Source organism: Streptomyces sp. NPDC093261 (genome assembly GCF_044753645.1).
GTDB lineage: Bacteria > Actinomycetota > Actinomycetes > Streptomycetales > Streptomycetaceae > Streptomyces.
The window spans coordinates 241387-256194 of sequence record NZ_JBIVNO010000009.1; the positions used below are offsets into that span (position 1 = coordinate 241387).

The window sequence follows — 14808 nt, forward strand, 5'->3', positions numbered from 1 at the left end:
GGCCAGGACGGGCCCGGCGCCGTTTTCGGTGCCGGGCCCGCGCCATTCACACACCGTGTGTGCCGGGGACACGCATATGCCTTTCGCACACTCTCCCCACGCGTCCACCAGGCGAGTTGACTTCTCATGCGCATGCAAAGGGATGTGACGACTACGGAAAGGAGCGGACACGTGAGCGCCGACCCCGAGCATCCCGTGGTCCATGGAGAAGTCGCAGAGTTACGCCGTCGCCTCGATGTGGCGCACGCCCGGGTCGAGGGAGGGCTGGCACTGCTCAGTCATCGTGCCGAGGAAACCGCCAAGGATCTCGACGAGTTGAGCCTGCGGGTGGTCGCGCTGGAGCACACGCGCTGGCCACTGCCCGCGGTCGCCGTCCTCACGGCGGTGGGCGCACTCGTCGTGGCGGTCTGGCAGGCGCTGGGTCGCTAGCCCGTCGGACGCGGTGGGGATTCAGGGCAGTGCGTCCTGCCCGAGCCTGAGGTGGTGCAGCAGGAGTAACGCGGCCGCCATGGTGGCGGCCGGGACCTCTCCGCGGGCGACCAGGTCGGGGGCGAGCTTGAGGGGAACCCATTCCCGACGGTCCGACTCGAAGTCGTCCACGGGGTGTCCGACGTACTCTCCCTCGTCGGCCCAGTAGACGTGGTGCCGGGCGTCGGTGAGTCCGTTGGAGGGCTCGACGCTCATGAGATGGCGCAGAGGTCCCGGCCGCCAGCCGGTCTCCTCCTCGAGTTCGCGGGCCGCCGCGGCGGCGATGTCCTCGCCGTCCTCCACGACCCCGGCCGGGAGCTCCCACCCCCAGCTGTCGGTGATGAAGCGGTGCCGCCACAACAGGAGCACCTCGTTGGCCTCGTTCACGACGGTGGCCACGGCGACGGGCCGCAGCCGGATCAGGAAGTGGTCGAGATGCCGGCCGCCCGGCACCTCCACATCGGCCAGATTGACGCTGAACCAGCGGTTTTCATACACAGTCTGTTCGTTCAGTTTCGTCCACTGCACGGTTCTGCCACCTTCCGCTGAGTAAGTGGCAATATCGCAGCAGGAGCGGCCTCTCAGCAGGCTCACAGCGGTGCATGCCCGGCGCATCGGGAGACACAGTGGCCCGCGTCGGCGGGAATCCCGGTGGGCCGGCGCGGCCGTCCGCAGGGGCCCCCGGGTCTCTACAGCGGTACGCGCAGTGCGCCGTCGATGAGTTCGGCTGCCTCCGCCGTTCCGGCACAGCCGCTGCGCACCAGGTGCTCGCGCACCGCGCGCAGTCTGTCGCGCAGGCGCATGGACTCCATCCCCCGCGCCCGCTCGGCCATTTCGACCGCGGTGGCCGCCGCCCGGTCGGCATTGCCCTGCCGCAGTTCGATCTGGCTGAGCATGGCGAGCCGGTGCACACGGCCCCGGTCGTGCGCGGGCGTGTCCACGGCGGCCGCGGCGTGCTCCCCCGCCGCCGTCAGATCGCCGAGGCTGAGCAGCGCCTCCGCGACCTGGACGTTGACGAGGCCGGGCTGGACATAGCCGGTCTCGTCCGGTTCGTGGCCGCGCAGGATGCGGTCGGCGGCCGACTCGGCCCGCCGGATGCAGGCCAGCGCGCTCGTCGCGTCCCCGAGATGCGCGTACGCCTTCGCCTGCATGGCATAGAGGTCGGAGGCGAGCGCCGGGGTGATGTGGGTGCCCGCGGCGCGCAGCGCGGCCTCCGCGAAGGCGACGGCCTGCCGGTACTCCTTCATGAACAGGGACTGGTTGACCAGCAGCGCTATCACATACGCGCCGAGCCCCCGGTCCCCACTGGCCTTCGCCAGGCGCAGGGCCTGGTGGAAGTAGCGCTGGGCGAGGCCGTGGGCGTCCGAGTCGTAGGCGCAGATGCCGGCGATGGCCACCAGGCCGCCGGTGGCGCGGTGCAGTTGGCGGCCCATGGCGTCGGTGTAGCTGCCGCGCAGCAGCGGCGCGGTCTCGGAGTTCAGGAAGCCGACGATCCGGCTGCGGGTCGCTATGCCGCCCGCCTTGCGGTACATCTGCTCGTAGTGGCTCCGGGCGGCGCGCAGCATCTCGATGTCGGCGGGGGTGACCCGGTGCCGGCCGCCGCGCGAGACGTCCACGTCCTCGGGCGGGTTCTCCCACTCCCACACCGGCATCACGGCGGGCGTGCCCGTGACCGCGGGCGCGTCGAGGAGGTGCGAGCGCTGCTGCTCGTCGGAGCGCCACAGGGCGGTGGCCCGTTCGACGAAGCCGGACAGGCCCGAGCTGTGCGGGGCGGCCGGCTCGCCGGGCACACCGAGGCCGATGTCGTCGAGGGTCACGGGGCGGCGCAGCCGGGCGGCGAGCACCTCGCAGATCAGATCGGGCACCTGGCCGCGCGGACGCTGGCCCTTCAACCACCGTGCCACGGCGGTGTGTTCGTACCGCAGCGCGAGGCCGCGCGCCCGCCCCGCCTGGTTGACGTGTGCGGCGAGTCCCGCGTGGGAGATCCCGGCCTCGTCGAGGATCGCGTCGAGCAGGGTGTTGGGCTGCATGGAATGCCCTCCGGTGGCTCGGTGCGGACAGCGTAGTGCGTCCGGGTTCACACGGGGTGTGAACGGAGTGCCCGCATCCGGGCTGTGCGTGCGCTGTTGCGGAGCGTTTCCGGCCGGTTGACTGAAACCCCTCGTAAGGGGCCGGCGGGCCGCCGGCTCCCCCTCGTACAGTGCGGCGGCCCGAACTCCGCGCCGTCCGCCCCGCTGCCTGCCCGACACTCCGTGGCGGGGTGGACGGCGCGTCGGCGCGCCGCCGCGAACGCCGGGGGGCCGATCCGTGCTTCGGCCGGTGGCCGACCGCGGCTCGTGGATCGCCGATCCGTGCTTCGGCCGGTGGCCGACCGCGGCTCGTGGATCGCCGATCCGTGCTTCGGCCGGTGGTCGATCCGTGCTTCGGCCGGTGGTCGATCCGTGCTTCGGCCGGTGGTCGATCCGTGCTTCGGCCGGTGGTCGATCCGTGCTTCGGCCGGTGGCCGATCCGTGCTTTGGCCGGTGGCCGATCCGTGCTTTGGCCGGTGGCCGATCCGTGCTTTGGCCGGTGGCCGACCGCGGCTCGTGGATCGCCGATCCGTGCTTCGGCCGGTGGCCGACGCCTGGCTCGTGGATGGCTATCCGTGGTTCGTCGGATGCGGATCCGTCGTGGTGTGCCGCGCGGCGCCCCGGGCCCCCGACGGGGCGTCCCGGCGGTCGTTGCGCACCGCCAGGAGGGCCACGTCGTCGGAGAGGCGTGCGCCGCTGTGGCGGAGCAGGCCGGCGAACACGGTGTGCAGCACCCTCTGGGGTACGACGTCGTCGCGGACGGCCTCCGTCAGGGCCGCGGCCAGGGGGAAGAAGCGCCCCTGCGGGTCCCGGGCGTCCTCGGCGCCGTCGGTGTGCAGGAACAGCGCCTGTCCGGGCGCCAGTCTCCCGCAGTCGACGGCCGGCAGATCCTCGGGAAGGGGGAACGGGCCGAGCGGGGGCAGGGGTTCGGCGCCGCTCAGGGGGACGGCCCCGCCCCGGTCCAGCAGATACGGCCACGGATGGCCGCAGTTGAGGACACGCAGTTCTCCCTCGCGGCCGACTTCGAGGAGCAGGAGGGTCACGAACTCCTCCGCGACCGGGCTGTCCGGCTCCCGGCCGGACGAGGGGTGTTCCGCCCGGACCCGCTCGCGCAGATGCCGGGCCAGCGCCCGGTCCAGCCGCCGCAGCACCGGGGCGAGTTCGGACTCGTCGTGCACGGCTTCGCGGAAGCTGCCGAGGACGGCGGCGGCCGTGGCGAGGGCCGCGAGTCCGTGTCCGCGCACATCACCCATCACGATGCGCACCCCGTGCTCGGTGGCGATCACCTCGTACAGGTCACCGCCGACGGCGGCTCCGCGGTCCGCGGAGAGCTGCGCGGCGGCCACCCGCAGCCCGTCGATCCACGGCGGCAGCGGGCGCAGCAGCACGCTCTGAGCGGCTCCCGCGACCTTCCGGGCCTGTCTCAGCTCCCGCAGATACACCTGCCGGACGTGCAGCAGCAGCCCCGCGCCGGCCGCCAGGAACACGGCGCTGCCCGCGATCCGCGCACCGAGTGCGTGCTGCTGGGCGAGCGGACAGGCCAGCTTGTACGAGACCATGGTCGCGCCCCACACGGTGGGCAGCCCGACCGAGAACGCCCGCCGCAGACGCCGGGGGCCCCTGTGGGCGCGGTGCCCGACTCCGCGGGCGACGACCGTGCCCCATCGGCCCCGGCAAGGTACACCGGGCCACGGCCCGCGAGGGGGCCCAGCCTTGATACGGATCATGCCGGCCCCCCATGAGAGCCCCGAATGCCCAGAATCGGCCCGCGGAGTCCCACCTCACGCCCCTGGGCCGGTCCGATTCTGTCGGTCCGATCGGCTGCCGGTCGGGATCATCGGGACTCGCCACCCTAATGAGTGAGGTGGCTCAAGGGAGTACGGGGGCGCAGGGCTGAGGGGAGCCGCGCGGTGAAGCTCCCCTCGCCCTGGTGCGTGCGGTGACTAGCTCCGCAGTGCCGCCCCGGTGCGCTCGGCCGCCAGCGCGACCGCCGCGTCACGGGCCGCGGAGGCCTCGTCGACGGTCAGGGTGCGGTCGGGGGCGCGGAAGCGCAGCGCGTACGCGAGCGACTTCTTGTCCTCGCCGAGCTGCTCGCTCTCGTAGACGTCGAACAGCCGGATGGACTCCAGGAGTTCACCGGCACCCTCACGCAGCGCGGCCTCGACGTCCGTGTGCGGGACCGTCCTGTCCACGACCAGGGCGACGTCCTGGGTGGCGACCGGGAAGGTGGAGATGTGCGGCGCCTGCGGGGTGTCGTTGCCCACCTGCTCCAGGACGTCCAGGTTCAGCTCCATGGCGCAGGTGCGCTCCGGCAGGCCCAGCGTCTTCACCACCCGCGGGTGCAGCTCGCCCGCGTGGCCCACGACCCGCTCGGTGCCGTCCATGGCGACCGTCAGCTCGGCGCAGCGGCCCGGGTGCCACGGCCCGTACTGGCCCTTGCGGACGATCAGCTCGGCGCCGGCCTCGCGGGCGACGGTCCGTGCCGCCTCGACGGCGTCGGCCCAGTCGGCCGGGCGGCCCTTGCCCCACCAGCCGGCCTGTTCCCGGGCGCCCGCGAGGACGACGGCGACATGGCGCGGCTGCTCGGGCAGCGCGGCGTTCAGCTCCGCGATCTCCTCGTCGGTCGGACGACGGTCGACGGACAGGTGCGCGGCGACGCGCCGCCCGCCCGCGGAGCCCTCGGGCCGGGGATGGAAGACCAGGCCGGTCTCGAACAGCGCCAGATCGTGGTTGCCCCGGCCGCCGTTTCGGCGCAGCGCGCCCAGCAGGCCCGGCAGCAGCGTCGTACGGAGCGCGGGCTCCTCGTCGTTGAGCGGGTTGACCAGCTTGACGACCCGGCGGGCCGGGTCGTCGCTCTCCAGGCCGAACTGGTCGAGGACCTGCTCGCTGACGAACGGGTAGTTCGGGGCCTCGACGTATCCCTCCCCGGCGAGGATCCGGCCGACCCGGCGGTGCAGGCGCTGCCGGTGGGTCAGCCCGCGGCCCGAGGGGAGCTTGGGCAGCGTGGAGGGCAGGTTCTCGTAGCCCTCCAGGCGGATGACCTCTTCGGCCAGGTCGTTGGGGTCGGTCAGGTCGGGCCGCCAGGACGGGACGGTCACGACCAGCTCGTCCTGCCCGTACACATCGCAGCCGACCTCCTGGAGGCGGCGGACGACGGTCTCACGGCCGTAGTCGACACCCGCGACCCGGTCCGGGTGGTCGGCGGGCATGGTGATGGTGTGCGGGGCGGACGGCGCGATGATCTCGGTGACGCCCGCGTCGGCCGTGCCACCCGCGAGCAGCACCAGCAGGTCGGCTGTGCGCTGGGCCGCCGCGGAGGCCGCCTGGGGGTCGACACCGCGCTCGAAGCGGCGGGATGCCTCGGTGGACAGCTTGTGGCGGCGGGCGGTGCGCGCGATGGAGATCTGGTCGAAGTGCGCGGCCTCGATGAGGACCTCGGTGGTCGCGTTCTCCGGGTCCTCCCCGTGGTCGGCGATCTCCGTGTTGGCGCCGCCCATGACGCCCGCGAGGCCGATGGGGCCACGGTCGTCGGTGATCACGAGGTCCTCGGCGTGCAGCGTGCGCGTCTGACCGTCGAGGGTCGTGAACTTCTCGCCCTCCTCGGCCCGGCGCACGCCGATCGTGCCCTGCACCAGCTTGCGGTCGTAGGCGTGCAGCGGCTGGCCGATCTCCATCATCACGTAGTTGGTGATGTCGACGGCGAGCGAGATCGGGCGCATGCCGACCTTCTGCAGCCGGCGCTGAAGCCAGATCGGGGAGCGCGCGTGAGGGTCGAGGCCGGTCACCGTGCGGGCGGTGAAGCGGTCGCAGCCGCGCGGCTCGGAGATCTTCACCGAGGGGCCGAACGCGTTGGGGGCCGGGACGTCGAGCAGCGCCGGGTCCCTGAGCGGCAGGCCGTAGGCGATGGCGGTCTCGCGGGCGACACCGCGGATGGACAGGCAGTCGCCGCGGTTGGCGGTGACCGCGATGTCGAGGACCTCGTCCACCAGCTGGAGCAGCTCGATGGCGTCCTTGCCGACCTCGGTCTCCGGCGGCAGCACGATGATGCCGTGGTTGCCGTCGTCGCCCATGCCCAGCTCGTCGCTGGAGCAGATCATGCCGTGCGAGGTCTTGCCGTACGTCTTGCGGGCGGAGATCGAGAAGCCGCCGGGCAGCGTGGCGCCCGGGAGGACCACGACGACCTTGTCGCCGACGGAGAAGTTGCGGGCGCCGCAGACGATCTCCTGGGGCTCGCCGGTGCCGTTGGCCTGGCCGACGTCGACGGTGCAGAAGCGGATCGGCTTCTTGAAGCCCTCCAGCTCCTCGATGGTCAGCACCTGGCCGACGACGAGCGGCCCCTTGAGGTCGGCGCCGAGCTGCTCGACGGTCTCGACCTCGAGGCCCGCCGAAACGAGCTTGGCCTGGACGTCGCGCCCGGTTTCAGTCGCCGGCAGGTCGACGTACTCCCGCAGCCAAGAAAGCGGGATCCGCATCAGATCTCCATCCCGAACGGCCGGGTGAACCGGACGTCACCCTCGACCATGTCTCGCATGTCTTCGACGTTGTGGCGGAACATCAGCATCCGCTCGATGCCGAACCCGAAGGCGAAGCCGCTGTACTTCTCCGGGTCGACGCCGCAGGCGGTGAGCACCCGCGGATTGACCATGCCGCAGCCGCCCAGCTCGATCCAGCCCTCGGACGAGCAGGTGCGGCAGGGGCGGTCGGGGTTGCCGACGGACTCGCCCTTGCAGACGTAGCAGAGCATGTCCATCTCGGCGCTCGGCTCGGTGAACGGGAAGAAGTTCGGCCGCAGCCGGGTCTTCATGCCCTCGCCGAACAGCGACTGGACCATGTGGTCCAGGGTGCCCTTGAGGTCGGCCATGGTCAGGCCCTCGTCCACGGCGAGCAGCTCGACCTGGTGGAAGACGGGCGTGTGCGTGGCGTCCAGCTCGTCGGTGCGGTAGACGCGGCCGGGGCAGATCACATAGACCGGCAGCTCGCGCTCCAGCAGGGAGCGGATCTGCACCGGCGAGGTGTGCGTGCGCAGCACGACACCGGAGTCGCCGCCGCCGTCGGGGCCCTGCACGAAGAACGTGTCGGCCTCGCCGCGGGCCGGGTGGTCCGGGCCGATGTTGAGGGCGTCGAAGTTGAACCACTCCGCCTCGGCCTGCGGGCCCTCGGCGACCTCGTAGCCCATGGCCACGAAGATGTCCTCGATGCGCTCGGAGAGCGTGGTCAGCGGGTGGCGGGCGCCGGCCGGGACACGGTCGTAGGGCAGGGTGACGTCCACCGACTCCTCGACCAGGACCCGGGCGTCCCGCTCGGCCTCCAGCTCGGCCTGTCGGGCGGCGAGGGCCTTGTTCACGGCGCCGCGTGCCATGCCGACGCGCTTGCCGGCGTCGGCCTTGGCGTGCGGGGGCAGGGCGCCGATCTCGCGGTTGGCCAGGGCCAGCGGCGAGGCGGGGCCGGTGTGGGCGACCTTGGCCTCGTGGAGCGCGTCGAGGGAGTCCGCGGCGGTGAAGGCGGCGAGCGCCTCGTCCCGCATGCGCTCGATCTCTTCCGGTTTCAAGGCCTCGACCTCGACAGGGTCGTACGACTTATTGGGTGCCGACATCTCTTCCCGTGCTTCCGATTGGCTGGCTGAGGGTCCCCGTCACCGACTCGTGGGTGAATCGTCTCCGTCTTCGGGACGCAAAGGTGCCAAAGGTCGAGTCTAACGGTGCCAGGGAAAGCGAATGCGCCCATGGGGCTCGGGCGGCGCCTACAGCAGGTGCGCCGGGGTCCCCACGGGCAGGGTAAATCGGAACTCCGCCCCGCCGCCGCGTGCGCGGCCGACCGTGATGGTGCCGCCGTGAGCCTCGACGATGCCCTTGACGATATAGAGCCCGAGCCCCGTGCCACCGCGCTTGCTTCCCCGCCAGAAGCGGGTGAACACGCGGTTCATGGATTCCTCCGGGATGCCGGGGCCCTCGTCGCTCACGGTGACCGACGTGGCGGTGTTCTGTTCGTCCTCCCCCTCGCGGGGGGACAGCGCGGGTGTGACGTCAATCGTGACGGTTCCCTCGCCGTGACGCACCGCATTTTCGATGAGGTTGCTGAGCACCTGGTCGATCTTGTCGGGGTCCGCCCACAGGGCGGGCAGGGGCTGCTCGATGCGGAGCAGGAAGCGGTCGGCGGGCTGGCCCGCGGCGACGTAGGCCTGGATGTGCCGGCCGACCGCCGCGCCCATGTCGACGGGCTGCCGGCGCACCTCCAGCCGTCCGGAGTCGATACGGGAGATGTCGAGCAGCTCGGCGATGAGCCGGGTGACCCGGTTGGCGTCGGCGTCGACGGTCTCCAGCATCAGCCGCTTCTGGTCGTCGGTGAACCGTTCCCACTTGGCGAGCAGGGTGGCCGTGAAGCCCTTGACGGAGGTCAGCGGCGAGCGCAGTTCGTGGGCCACGGTGGCGATCAGCTCGGCGTGGCTGCGCTCGGTGCGGCGCCGGGCCTCGGTGTCGCGCAGGGAGACGACGACGCGGCGGATGGGCCCGGCCGGGTACGCGCGCACATACCGGGCCGAGACGAGGACCTCGCGTCCCCCGGGCAGCAGCAGATTGCGCTCGGGCTGCCGTACCCGGATCGCGAGCCCGCCGTAGGGGTCGGTGAGCTGCCACCAGCGCCGCCCCTCCAGGTCCTCCAGGGGCAGCGCGTGCTCGAGACGCCTGCCGAGAGCCTCGGCGGCGGGGACGGCGGTGATGCGGGCGGCCGCGGCGTTGAAGCAGATCACGTGGCCGTGTTCGTCGGCGACCACGAGTCCGTCGGGGAGTTCGTCCGGGTCGATGCCGAGTTCGGCGAGATCAACGCACCGGGAGGCGGGCGCGCGGTGCGCATCCCGTGCTCCCGGCGCTCTGCTCGTGCCGACACCCATCGCCGTACCTCACCTCTCGTCTGGCGTGGGGAGCCTGCCTCCCCGCTCAAGCCGAGAGCTGGGGGAGGGCCCCCGAGCCCGCCACCCTACTAGCCGGTGGTGACGGAACGGCACCCTCCGTAGGCGCGCTGTGCCCGTGCGGACGCATAGAGACATACGGCGGCGGCGGTCGCGAGGTTCAGGCTCTCGGCCTTTCCGTGGATCGGCACCCGTACGACCGCGTCCGCGAGCTCCCGCGTCTCCTCCGGCAGCCCCCAGGCCTCGTTGCCGAACACCCAGGCGGTGGGGGTGCCCATGGTGCCCTGGTCCAGCTCGTCGTCCAGGTCGCGGTCTCCGGCCCCGTCGGCGGCCAGGATCCGCACTCCGGCCTGCTTCAGGCCCGCCACGGCGCGCTCGACGGGGACGCCGACGGCGACCGGGAGATGGAAGAGGGACCCGACGGAGGCGCGGACGGCCTTGGGGTTGTAGAGGTCGACGGAGGCGTCGGTGAGGACGACGGCCTCGGCCCCGGCGGCGTCCGCGCAGCGCAGTACCGTCCCGGCGTTGCCGGGGTCGCGGACATGGGCGAGAACCGCGACGAGCCGGGGACGGCGGTCGAGGATCTCGTCGAAGGGGGTGTCGAGGAACCGGCAGACGCCGACCAGCCCCTGCGGGGTGACGGTGGTGGAGATGTCGGCGATCACGTCCTCGTCCGCGAGGTGGACCCGGGCACCGGCGTCACGGGCCTGCCCCACGATGTCGGCGTACCGCTCCGCCGCCTCCACGGTGGCGAACAGCTCCACGAGGGTGGCCCCGGCGGCGGTGCGGTGCCCGGCGGCCTCGCGCACCGCCTGCGGCCCCTCGGCGAGGAACAGCCGCTCCTTTCCCCGGAAGTTCCGCTTGGCAAGCCGTCGCGCGGCGCCGACGCGGGGCGAGCGGGGGGAGATCGGCTCGGGGGCGGCGGGGGGCATGTGTGTCACCTTCGAAAGTTCAGGAGTCGTGGTTCGGCGGCGGCCGCGCGGCGCGCCGGCGGTGTGCGCCACCGCCGCCGAACACAGTCGGACCCGCAGGCTGCAAGCCTGCGGGTCCGTTCAGTCACGTCGGCTGGGCCGGCGCGGCGTTCAGGCGGCCTTGGGGGCGTTCACGTCCGACGGCAGCGCCTTCTGGGCGACCTCGACGAGCGCGGCGAACGCGCTCGCGTCGTTGACGGCCAGCTCGGCGAGGATCTTGCGGTCGACCTCGACGTTGGCGGCCTTCAGACCCTGGATGAAGCGGTTGTAGGTCATGCCGTTGGCGCGGGCAGCGGCGTTGATGCGCTGGATCCACAGCTGACGGAAGTCGCCCTTGCGCTTCTTGCGGTCGTTGTAGTTGTAGACCAGCGAGTGGGTGACCTGCTCCTTGGCCTTGCGGTACAGACGCGAACGCTGACCGCGGTAGCCGGAGGCCTGCTCGAGGATCGCCCGGCGCTTCTTGTGGGCGTTGACTGCCCGCTTGACGCGTGCCACTTGTTAACTCCTTGTAGCGGGGCCGCGGTGGTACTCACACGGCCCGGAATCGATTGGGTCCCGGTTTTGACGTTCGGCGCTCAGGAGCGCCGTCGCGTCACTTGCCGAGAAGCTTCTTGATCTTCTTGGCGTCGGCCGGGGCCATCTCGGCATTGCCGGTGAGGCGACGCGTCAGACGGGACGACTTGTGCTCGAGCAGGTGGCGCTTGCCGGCGCGCTCACGGAGCACCTTGCCGGAGCCGGTGACCTTGAAGCGCTTGCTGGCACCGCTGTGCGACTTGTTCTTCGGCATAGCGCCGTTCTCTCCTCGTCGGTGGCGCTCCGGTGCCCGGCTGCGAAAACCGGGCACGATGAAGCGTCTCTTGTATCGGTTACATCCTGGGACTGATGTCCCGGGCTTTCCGGGGTCCGCACGTCCGCCTCGCGACGGTCCGTACGTCCGTACGTCCGGTGTTCCCCCGGGGCGTCGGCCCCGGGATCACGCCTCGGCGGAAGCCTCGGCCGGGGCCTCAGCGGTCTCGGCTTCAGCGGCGTTCTGCGAGCGGCCGGGGTGGGCCTTCGCCTCCGCCTTGCGAGCCTCCTGCGCCTGACGAGCCTCGGCCATCGCCTCGGTCTTCTTCTTGTGCGGACCGAGGACCATGATCATGTTGCGGCCGTCCTGCTTCGGGTTCGACTCGACGAAACCGAGGTCCTGGACGTCCTCCGCGAGGCGCTGCAGCAGTCGGTAGCCCAGCTCGGGCCGGGACTGCTCGCGACCACGGAACATAATCGTGATCTTGACCTTGTCGCCCTGCTTGAGGAACCGGACGACGTGACCCTTCTTGGTGTCATAGTCGTGCGGGTCGATCTTCGGCCGGAGCTTCATCTCCTTGATGACCGTGTGCGCCTGGTTCTTGCGCGCCTCACGGGCCTTCATGGCCGACTCGTACTTGAACTTCCCGTAGTCCATGAGCTTGCACACAGGCGGACGGGCGTTCGCCGCGACCTCGACCAGGTCCAGGTCGTACTCCTGCGCAAGCTCCAGGGCCTTGGCAAGCGGCACGATACCGACCTGCTCGCCACTGGGACCGACAAGTCGCACCTCGGGAACGCGAATCCGGTCGTTGATGCGGGGCTCGGTGCTGATGGATCCTCCTCGGTAGCACCATACGACCGCCTGGCGGGCAGCCGCGTATGTCCGGTTGACATAAGGACCAACCACCGCAGCACATGAAAAATGCCCCGGACGGTACACAGGCGGGACTCCGAACCTTCCGGAGCACCGACGCGGTGACCGCGGGGCGCACATTCGGGCGACTCCACCGTCCGTACGGAACGGTGGGGGCCGCCTGACCGGTGACCCGCCGCCCAGAGGGCGGTCAGGTGGGAGATCGGAGCCTCCACTTGTGGGCCGGGCACAGCCGTGCTCGGCCGGTCGTCACACAAGGTTAGCAGCTCCCCGGCCCAGGTGCGAACCGGCGTGCACCGGGCATCCGCGGCCCCGGCCGCCGGGCCCCTCCCGCGCGCGGGCGGGGGCGCGCCGGGGCCTATCGTGTGAGGCATGAGTGACACCTCCCCCGAGGAATTCCCGGCCGCCGCGGGATCTCCGGCCGCCGAGAGTCCCGACTTCGACGCCATGACCCGTGACATCGCGGAGGTCCCGGCCGTCGAGGTGATCGTGACGGTCGCCGTCAACCTGATGAGCGCCGCCGCCGTGAAACTCGGTCTGACCGAGGAGGGCGACAAGTACAAGGACCTGGACGAGGCCCGCAAGCTCGTGCACGCCCTGGCCGGTCTGCTCGACGCGAGCGCGACGGAGATCAGTTCCTTCCACGCGGCTCCGCTGCGCGACGGCCTGAAGTCGCTCCAGCTCGCGTTCCGCGAGGCGTCGATCGTCCCCGACGAGCCGGGCCAGGGTCCGGGCGAGAAGTACACCGGACCGGTCTACGGCTGACCCGGACCCGTCGTCACGGCTGATCGCCCGCCGTCACGGCTGATCGCCCGCCGTCACGGCGCGCCCCGGCCCGCCGTCGCGGCTGATCACCGTCGGGGCCGATTCACCCTCGTACGTACAAGGGCTCGCCCGGAGGCGTCACCCCGGCCGGCAGCAGTGCCAGGTCGAGACCGCGCACCAGGCGGGCCCTGAGCGTTTCGTCGGCCGCCAGCCGTCCCGCCACGGCGCGTGCGGCCTCGGCCGGCGGCGCCGACGGGTCGAGGACGAGGGCCAGGGTGCCGTCGGCCTCGCCAGGGCCCAGATGGGCGCGGACCACCGACGGCTCCGCGGCGACGGCGGCACGCACGGCCTCGCGCACCACGGGATCGGCGAGCGGGTCGACGCTGGTGCGTCCCTCGGCGAGCGCCAGAAGCACGGGTCCCGTCAACTCGAAGGGCACCGGCCCCGACATGTCCAGCACGATCGTGTCGGCCTTCTCGTGCGCCGCCGCCTGGAGGGCCCGGTGCAGGGATACGGCGACGGGGCGGGCGCCGGGATCCCAGCGCGCCAGCGCGTCCGTGGAGGTGAAGGCGGGCAGCGCCGTGCGGCCCCCGGCCTTCAGCGTCGGCACGGCCATGTCGCTGGTCTTCTCGCGGCGCAGGCCGTTCCCGTCCTCCTCGACCTCCCCGAGCACCGCGACGACGGGCACCAGGAGCCGTGCGCCCTTCAGCGCCTCCAGGACCGGCCCCACCGCCGCGCGGTCCTCGGCCCACGCGGCGAGCGCCGCGCCGAGCCGGGGGTCGGCCGCACCGTCGTCGTCGGAGAAGCCGGAGTCGGGAATGTTCTTGTTCGCCACGGTCACCGACCCTATCGGGGGGTCTCGTCAGGGCCGGCGCCGCCCCTGACGCACGGCGGCCATCGGTTTCACGGGTCTCTCAGGCCGGGCTGACACGGATCTCACCTCCGTCCAACGGCGCCCACAGCAGCGTTCCCGAGCATCGCGGCCATGGAGTCCCACAGAGCCCCCCGTCGCCGCCGTGCCCGCCCCCGCGGCGCCGCCCGCTGCTCTGGACGGCGCCGGCCTCGGTCGCCCTCGCCGGCGGTACGGTCGTCGCGACCGAGCGCGTATGTGAAGAGGCAGGCGCATGCCGCCGCGGGCGCCGTATCGTCGCAGTCGTCGCCGACGCCCCGGGCGTCGGCCTCGGTGACCCGGGAGGCATCGGTGGAACCTGCGGCGAAGCCCTCGGCGGACCGGGACGCGCTGCTGGCGAAGGCCATGAAGGCCCTGACCGTCGAGGGCAGCGCGGAGGTGGCCGTAGCGGTGCTGGCGACGGAGTCCGGCGAGAGTGCCGTCTACGGCGACGGCACGTTCGAGACGGCAAGCATCGTGAAGGTCGACATCCTGGCGACGCTGCTGCTCCAGGCGCAGGACGCGGGCCGGCATCTGACGGGGCAGGAGCGGGCATACGCCACCGCCATGATCGAGAACAGCGACAACGCCTCCGCGTCGGCGCTGTGGACGGTCATCGGGCAGGCGGACGGCCTCGACACCGCGAACAAACGTTTCGGCCTGACGGGCACCGCGGGCGGTGACGGTGCGCTGTGGGGGCTGACCCGGACCACGGCGGCCGATCAGCTCACCCTGCTCCAGCAGGTGTTCGGGGACGACTCCAAGCTGAGCGAGGCGTCGCGGACGTATCTCCAGGGGCTCATGGGACATATCGCCGAGGACCAGCACTGGGGTGTGTCGGCGGCGGCGGACGGCACGCGGTGGGCGCTGAAGAACGGCTGGCTGACGCGCAGCACGACCGGGCTGTGGGTCATCAACAGCATCGGGAGGGTCACGGCCGACGGCCACGACTATCTGGTGGCGGCGCTGTCGAACGGCAACTCCACGAAGGACAGGGGTGTTTCCCTGGTGGAGGCGGCCGCGCGGACGGCCGTTTCCACGTTCGCGGACGACCCGGCCTGAGCGCCGGGCCGAACCGG

14 protein-coding genes are annotated in these 14808 nt (G+C 71.9%); 3 read left to right on the forward strand and 11 right to left on the reverse strand.

What is annotated here, in order from left to right; all coding sequences use genetic code 11:
• The first annotated feature begins 171 nt into the window (after positions 1 to 171).
• The gene (locus tag ACIP94_RS21030) at positions 172 to 429 is read left to right on the forward strand and encodes a hypothetical protein (RefSeq protein WP_402427454.1); all 258 of its coding nucleotides are present in this window, start codon (positions 172 to 174) and stop codon (positions 427 to 429) included.
• Positions 430 to 450: 21 nt separating this feature from the next.
• Here the strand turns inward: ACIP94_RS21030 and ACIP94_RS21035 are convergent, their stop codons facing one another.
• From ACIP94_RS21035 to infC, 10 genes are all read right to left on the reverse strand, one after another.
• Positions 451 to 996 (reverse strand): NUDIX domain-containing protein, encoded by a 546-nt coding sequence (locus tag ACIP94_RS21035; RefSeq protein ID WP_402427457.1) that lies wholly within the window; start codon positions 994 to 996, stop codon positions 451 to 453.
• A gap of 161 nt (positions 997 to 1157) precedes the next feature.
• Positions 1158 to 2498 (reverse strand): transcriptional regulator, encoded by a 1341-nt coding sequence (locus ACIP94_RS21040; RefSeq protein WP_402427460.1) that lies wholly within the window; start codon positions 2496 to 2498, stop codon positions 1158 to 1160.
• 608 nt (positions 2499 to 3106) lie between these two features.
• Positions 3107 to 4096, reverse strand: a complete 990-nt coding sequence (locus ACIP94_RS21045) for a PP2C family protein-serine/threonine phosphatase (protein ID WP_402427463.1) — start codon at positions 4094 to 4096, stop codon at positions 3107 to 3109.
• Between the two features lie 384 nt (positions 4097 to 4480).
• Entirely contained in the window at positions 4481 to 7009 is a 2529-nt protein-coding gene (gene pheT / locus ACIP94_RS21050) for a phenylalanine--tRNA ligase subunit beta (RefSeq protein ID WP_402427466.1), read from the reverse strand.
• On the reverse strand, positions 7009 to 8130 hold the full coding sequence (gene pheS, locus ACIP94_RS21055; protein ID WP_402427469.1) for a phenylalanine--tRNA ligase subunit alpha: 1122 nt from the start codon (positions 8128 to 8130) through the stop codon (positions 7009 to 7011). Before pheS ends, pheT begins: the two co-directional genes overlap by 1 nt.
• 147 nt (positions 8131 to 8277) lie before the next feature.
• A complete protein-coding gene (locus tag ACIP94_RS21060; protein ID WP_402427472.1) occupies positions 8278 to 9423 on the reverse strand; it encodes an ATP-binding protein in 1146 nt (381 codons plus the stop codon).
• Between the two features lie 89 nt (positions 9424 to 9512).
• Positions 9513 to 10373: a TrmH family RNA methyltransferase gene (locus tag ACIP94_RS21065; RefSeq protein WP_402427476.1), complete on the reverse strand. Its 861-nt coding sequence runs from the start codon at positions 10371 to 10373 to the stop codon at positions 9513 to 9515.
• Between the two features lie 150 nt (positions 10374 to 10523).
• On the reverse strand, positions 10524 to 10907 hold the full coding sequence (rplT, locus tag ACIP94_RS21070) for a 50S ribosomal protein L20 (protein WP_301974986.1): 384 nt from the start codon (positions 10905 to 10907) through the stop codon (positions 10524 to 10526).
• A gap of 97 nt (positions 10908 to 11004) precedes the next feature.
• Positions 11005 to 11199, reverse strand: a complete 195-nt coding sequence (gene rpmI, locus ACIP94_RS21075) for a 50S ribosomal protein L35 (RefSeq protein ID WP_055470308.1) — start codon at positions 11197 to 11199, stop codon at positions 11005 to 11007.
• 186 nt (positions 11200 to 11385) lie between these two features.
• The gene (infC, locus tag ACIP94_RS21080; RefSeq protein WP_402427595.1) at positions 11386 to 12033 is read right to left on the reverse strand and encodes a translation initiation factor IF-3; all 648 of its coding nucleotides are present in this window, start codon (positions 12031 to 12033) and stop codon (positions 11386 to 11388) included.
• Positions 12034 to 12447: 414 nt separating this feature from the next.
• On the opposite strand from infC, the gene ACIP94_RS21085 reads away from it, so the two are divergent.
• A complete protein-coding gene (locus ACIP94_RS21085; RefSeq protein ID WP_402427481.1) occupies positions 12448 to 12840 on the forward strand; it encodes a DUF1844 domain-containing protein in 393 nt (130 codons plus the stop codon).
• A 103-nt stretch (positions 12841 to 12943) separates the two neighbouring features.
• Here the strand turns inward: ACIP94_RS21085 and ACIP94_RS21090 are convergent, their stop codons facing one another.
• Complete coding sequence (locus tag ACIP94_RS21090) at positions 12944 to 13675, reverse strand: SseB family protein (RefSeq protein WP_402427484.1); 732 nt, start codon at positions 13673 to 13675, stop codon at positions 12944 to 12946.
• A 366-nt stretch (positions 13676 to 14041) separates the two neighbouring features.
• On the opposite strand from ACIP94_RS21090, the gene ACIP94_RS21095 reads away from it, so the two are divergent.
• Positions 14042 to 14791, forward strand: coding sequence for a serine hydrolase (locus ACIP94_RS21095; protein ID WP_402427486.1), 750 nt, complete (start codon positions 14042 to 14044; stop codon positions 14789 to 14791).
• The last annotated feature ends 17 nt before the right edge of the window (positions 14792 to 14808 follow it).

Bases quoted from the DNA above. Each gene is read 5' to 3' on its own strand.
- ACIP94_RS21060 (WP_402427472.1), bottom strand. From the start codon at position 9,423: ATGGGTGTCGGCACGAGCAGAGCGCCGGGAGCACGGGATGCGCACCGC.
- ACIP94_RS21045 (WP_402427463.1), bottom strand. From the start codon at position 4,096: ATGGTCTCGTACAAGCTGGCCTGTCCGCTCGCCCAGCAGCACGCACTC.
- ACIP94_RS21040 (WP_402427460.1), bottom strand. From the start codon at position 2,498: ATGCAGCCCAACACCCTGCTCGACGCGATCCTCGACGAGGCCGGGATC.
- rpmI (WP_055470308.1), bottom strand. From the start codon at position 11,199: ATGCCGAAGAACAAGTCGCACAGCGGTGCCAGCAAGCGCTTCAAGGTC.
- ACIP94_RS21065 (WP_402427476.1), bottom strand. From the start codon at position 10,373: ATGCCCCCCGCCGCCCCCGAGCCGATCTCCCCCCGCTCGCCCCGCGTC.
- ACIP94_RS21085 (WP_402427481.1), top strand. From the start codon at position 12,448: ATGAGTGACACCTCCCCCGAGGAATTCCCGGCCGCCGCGGGATCTCCG.
- pheS (WP_402427469.1), bottom strand. From the start codon at position 8,130: ATGTCGGCACCCAATAAGTCGTACGACCCTGTCGAGGTCGAGGCCTTG.
- pheT (WP_402427466.1), bottom strand. From the start codon at position 7,009: ATGCGGATCCCGCTTTCTTGGCTGCGGGAGTACGTCGACCTGCCGGCG.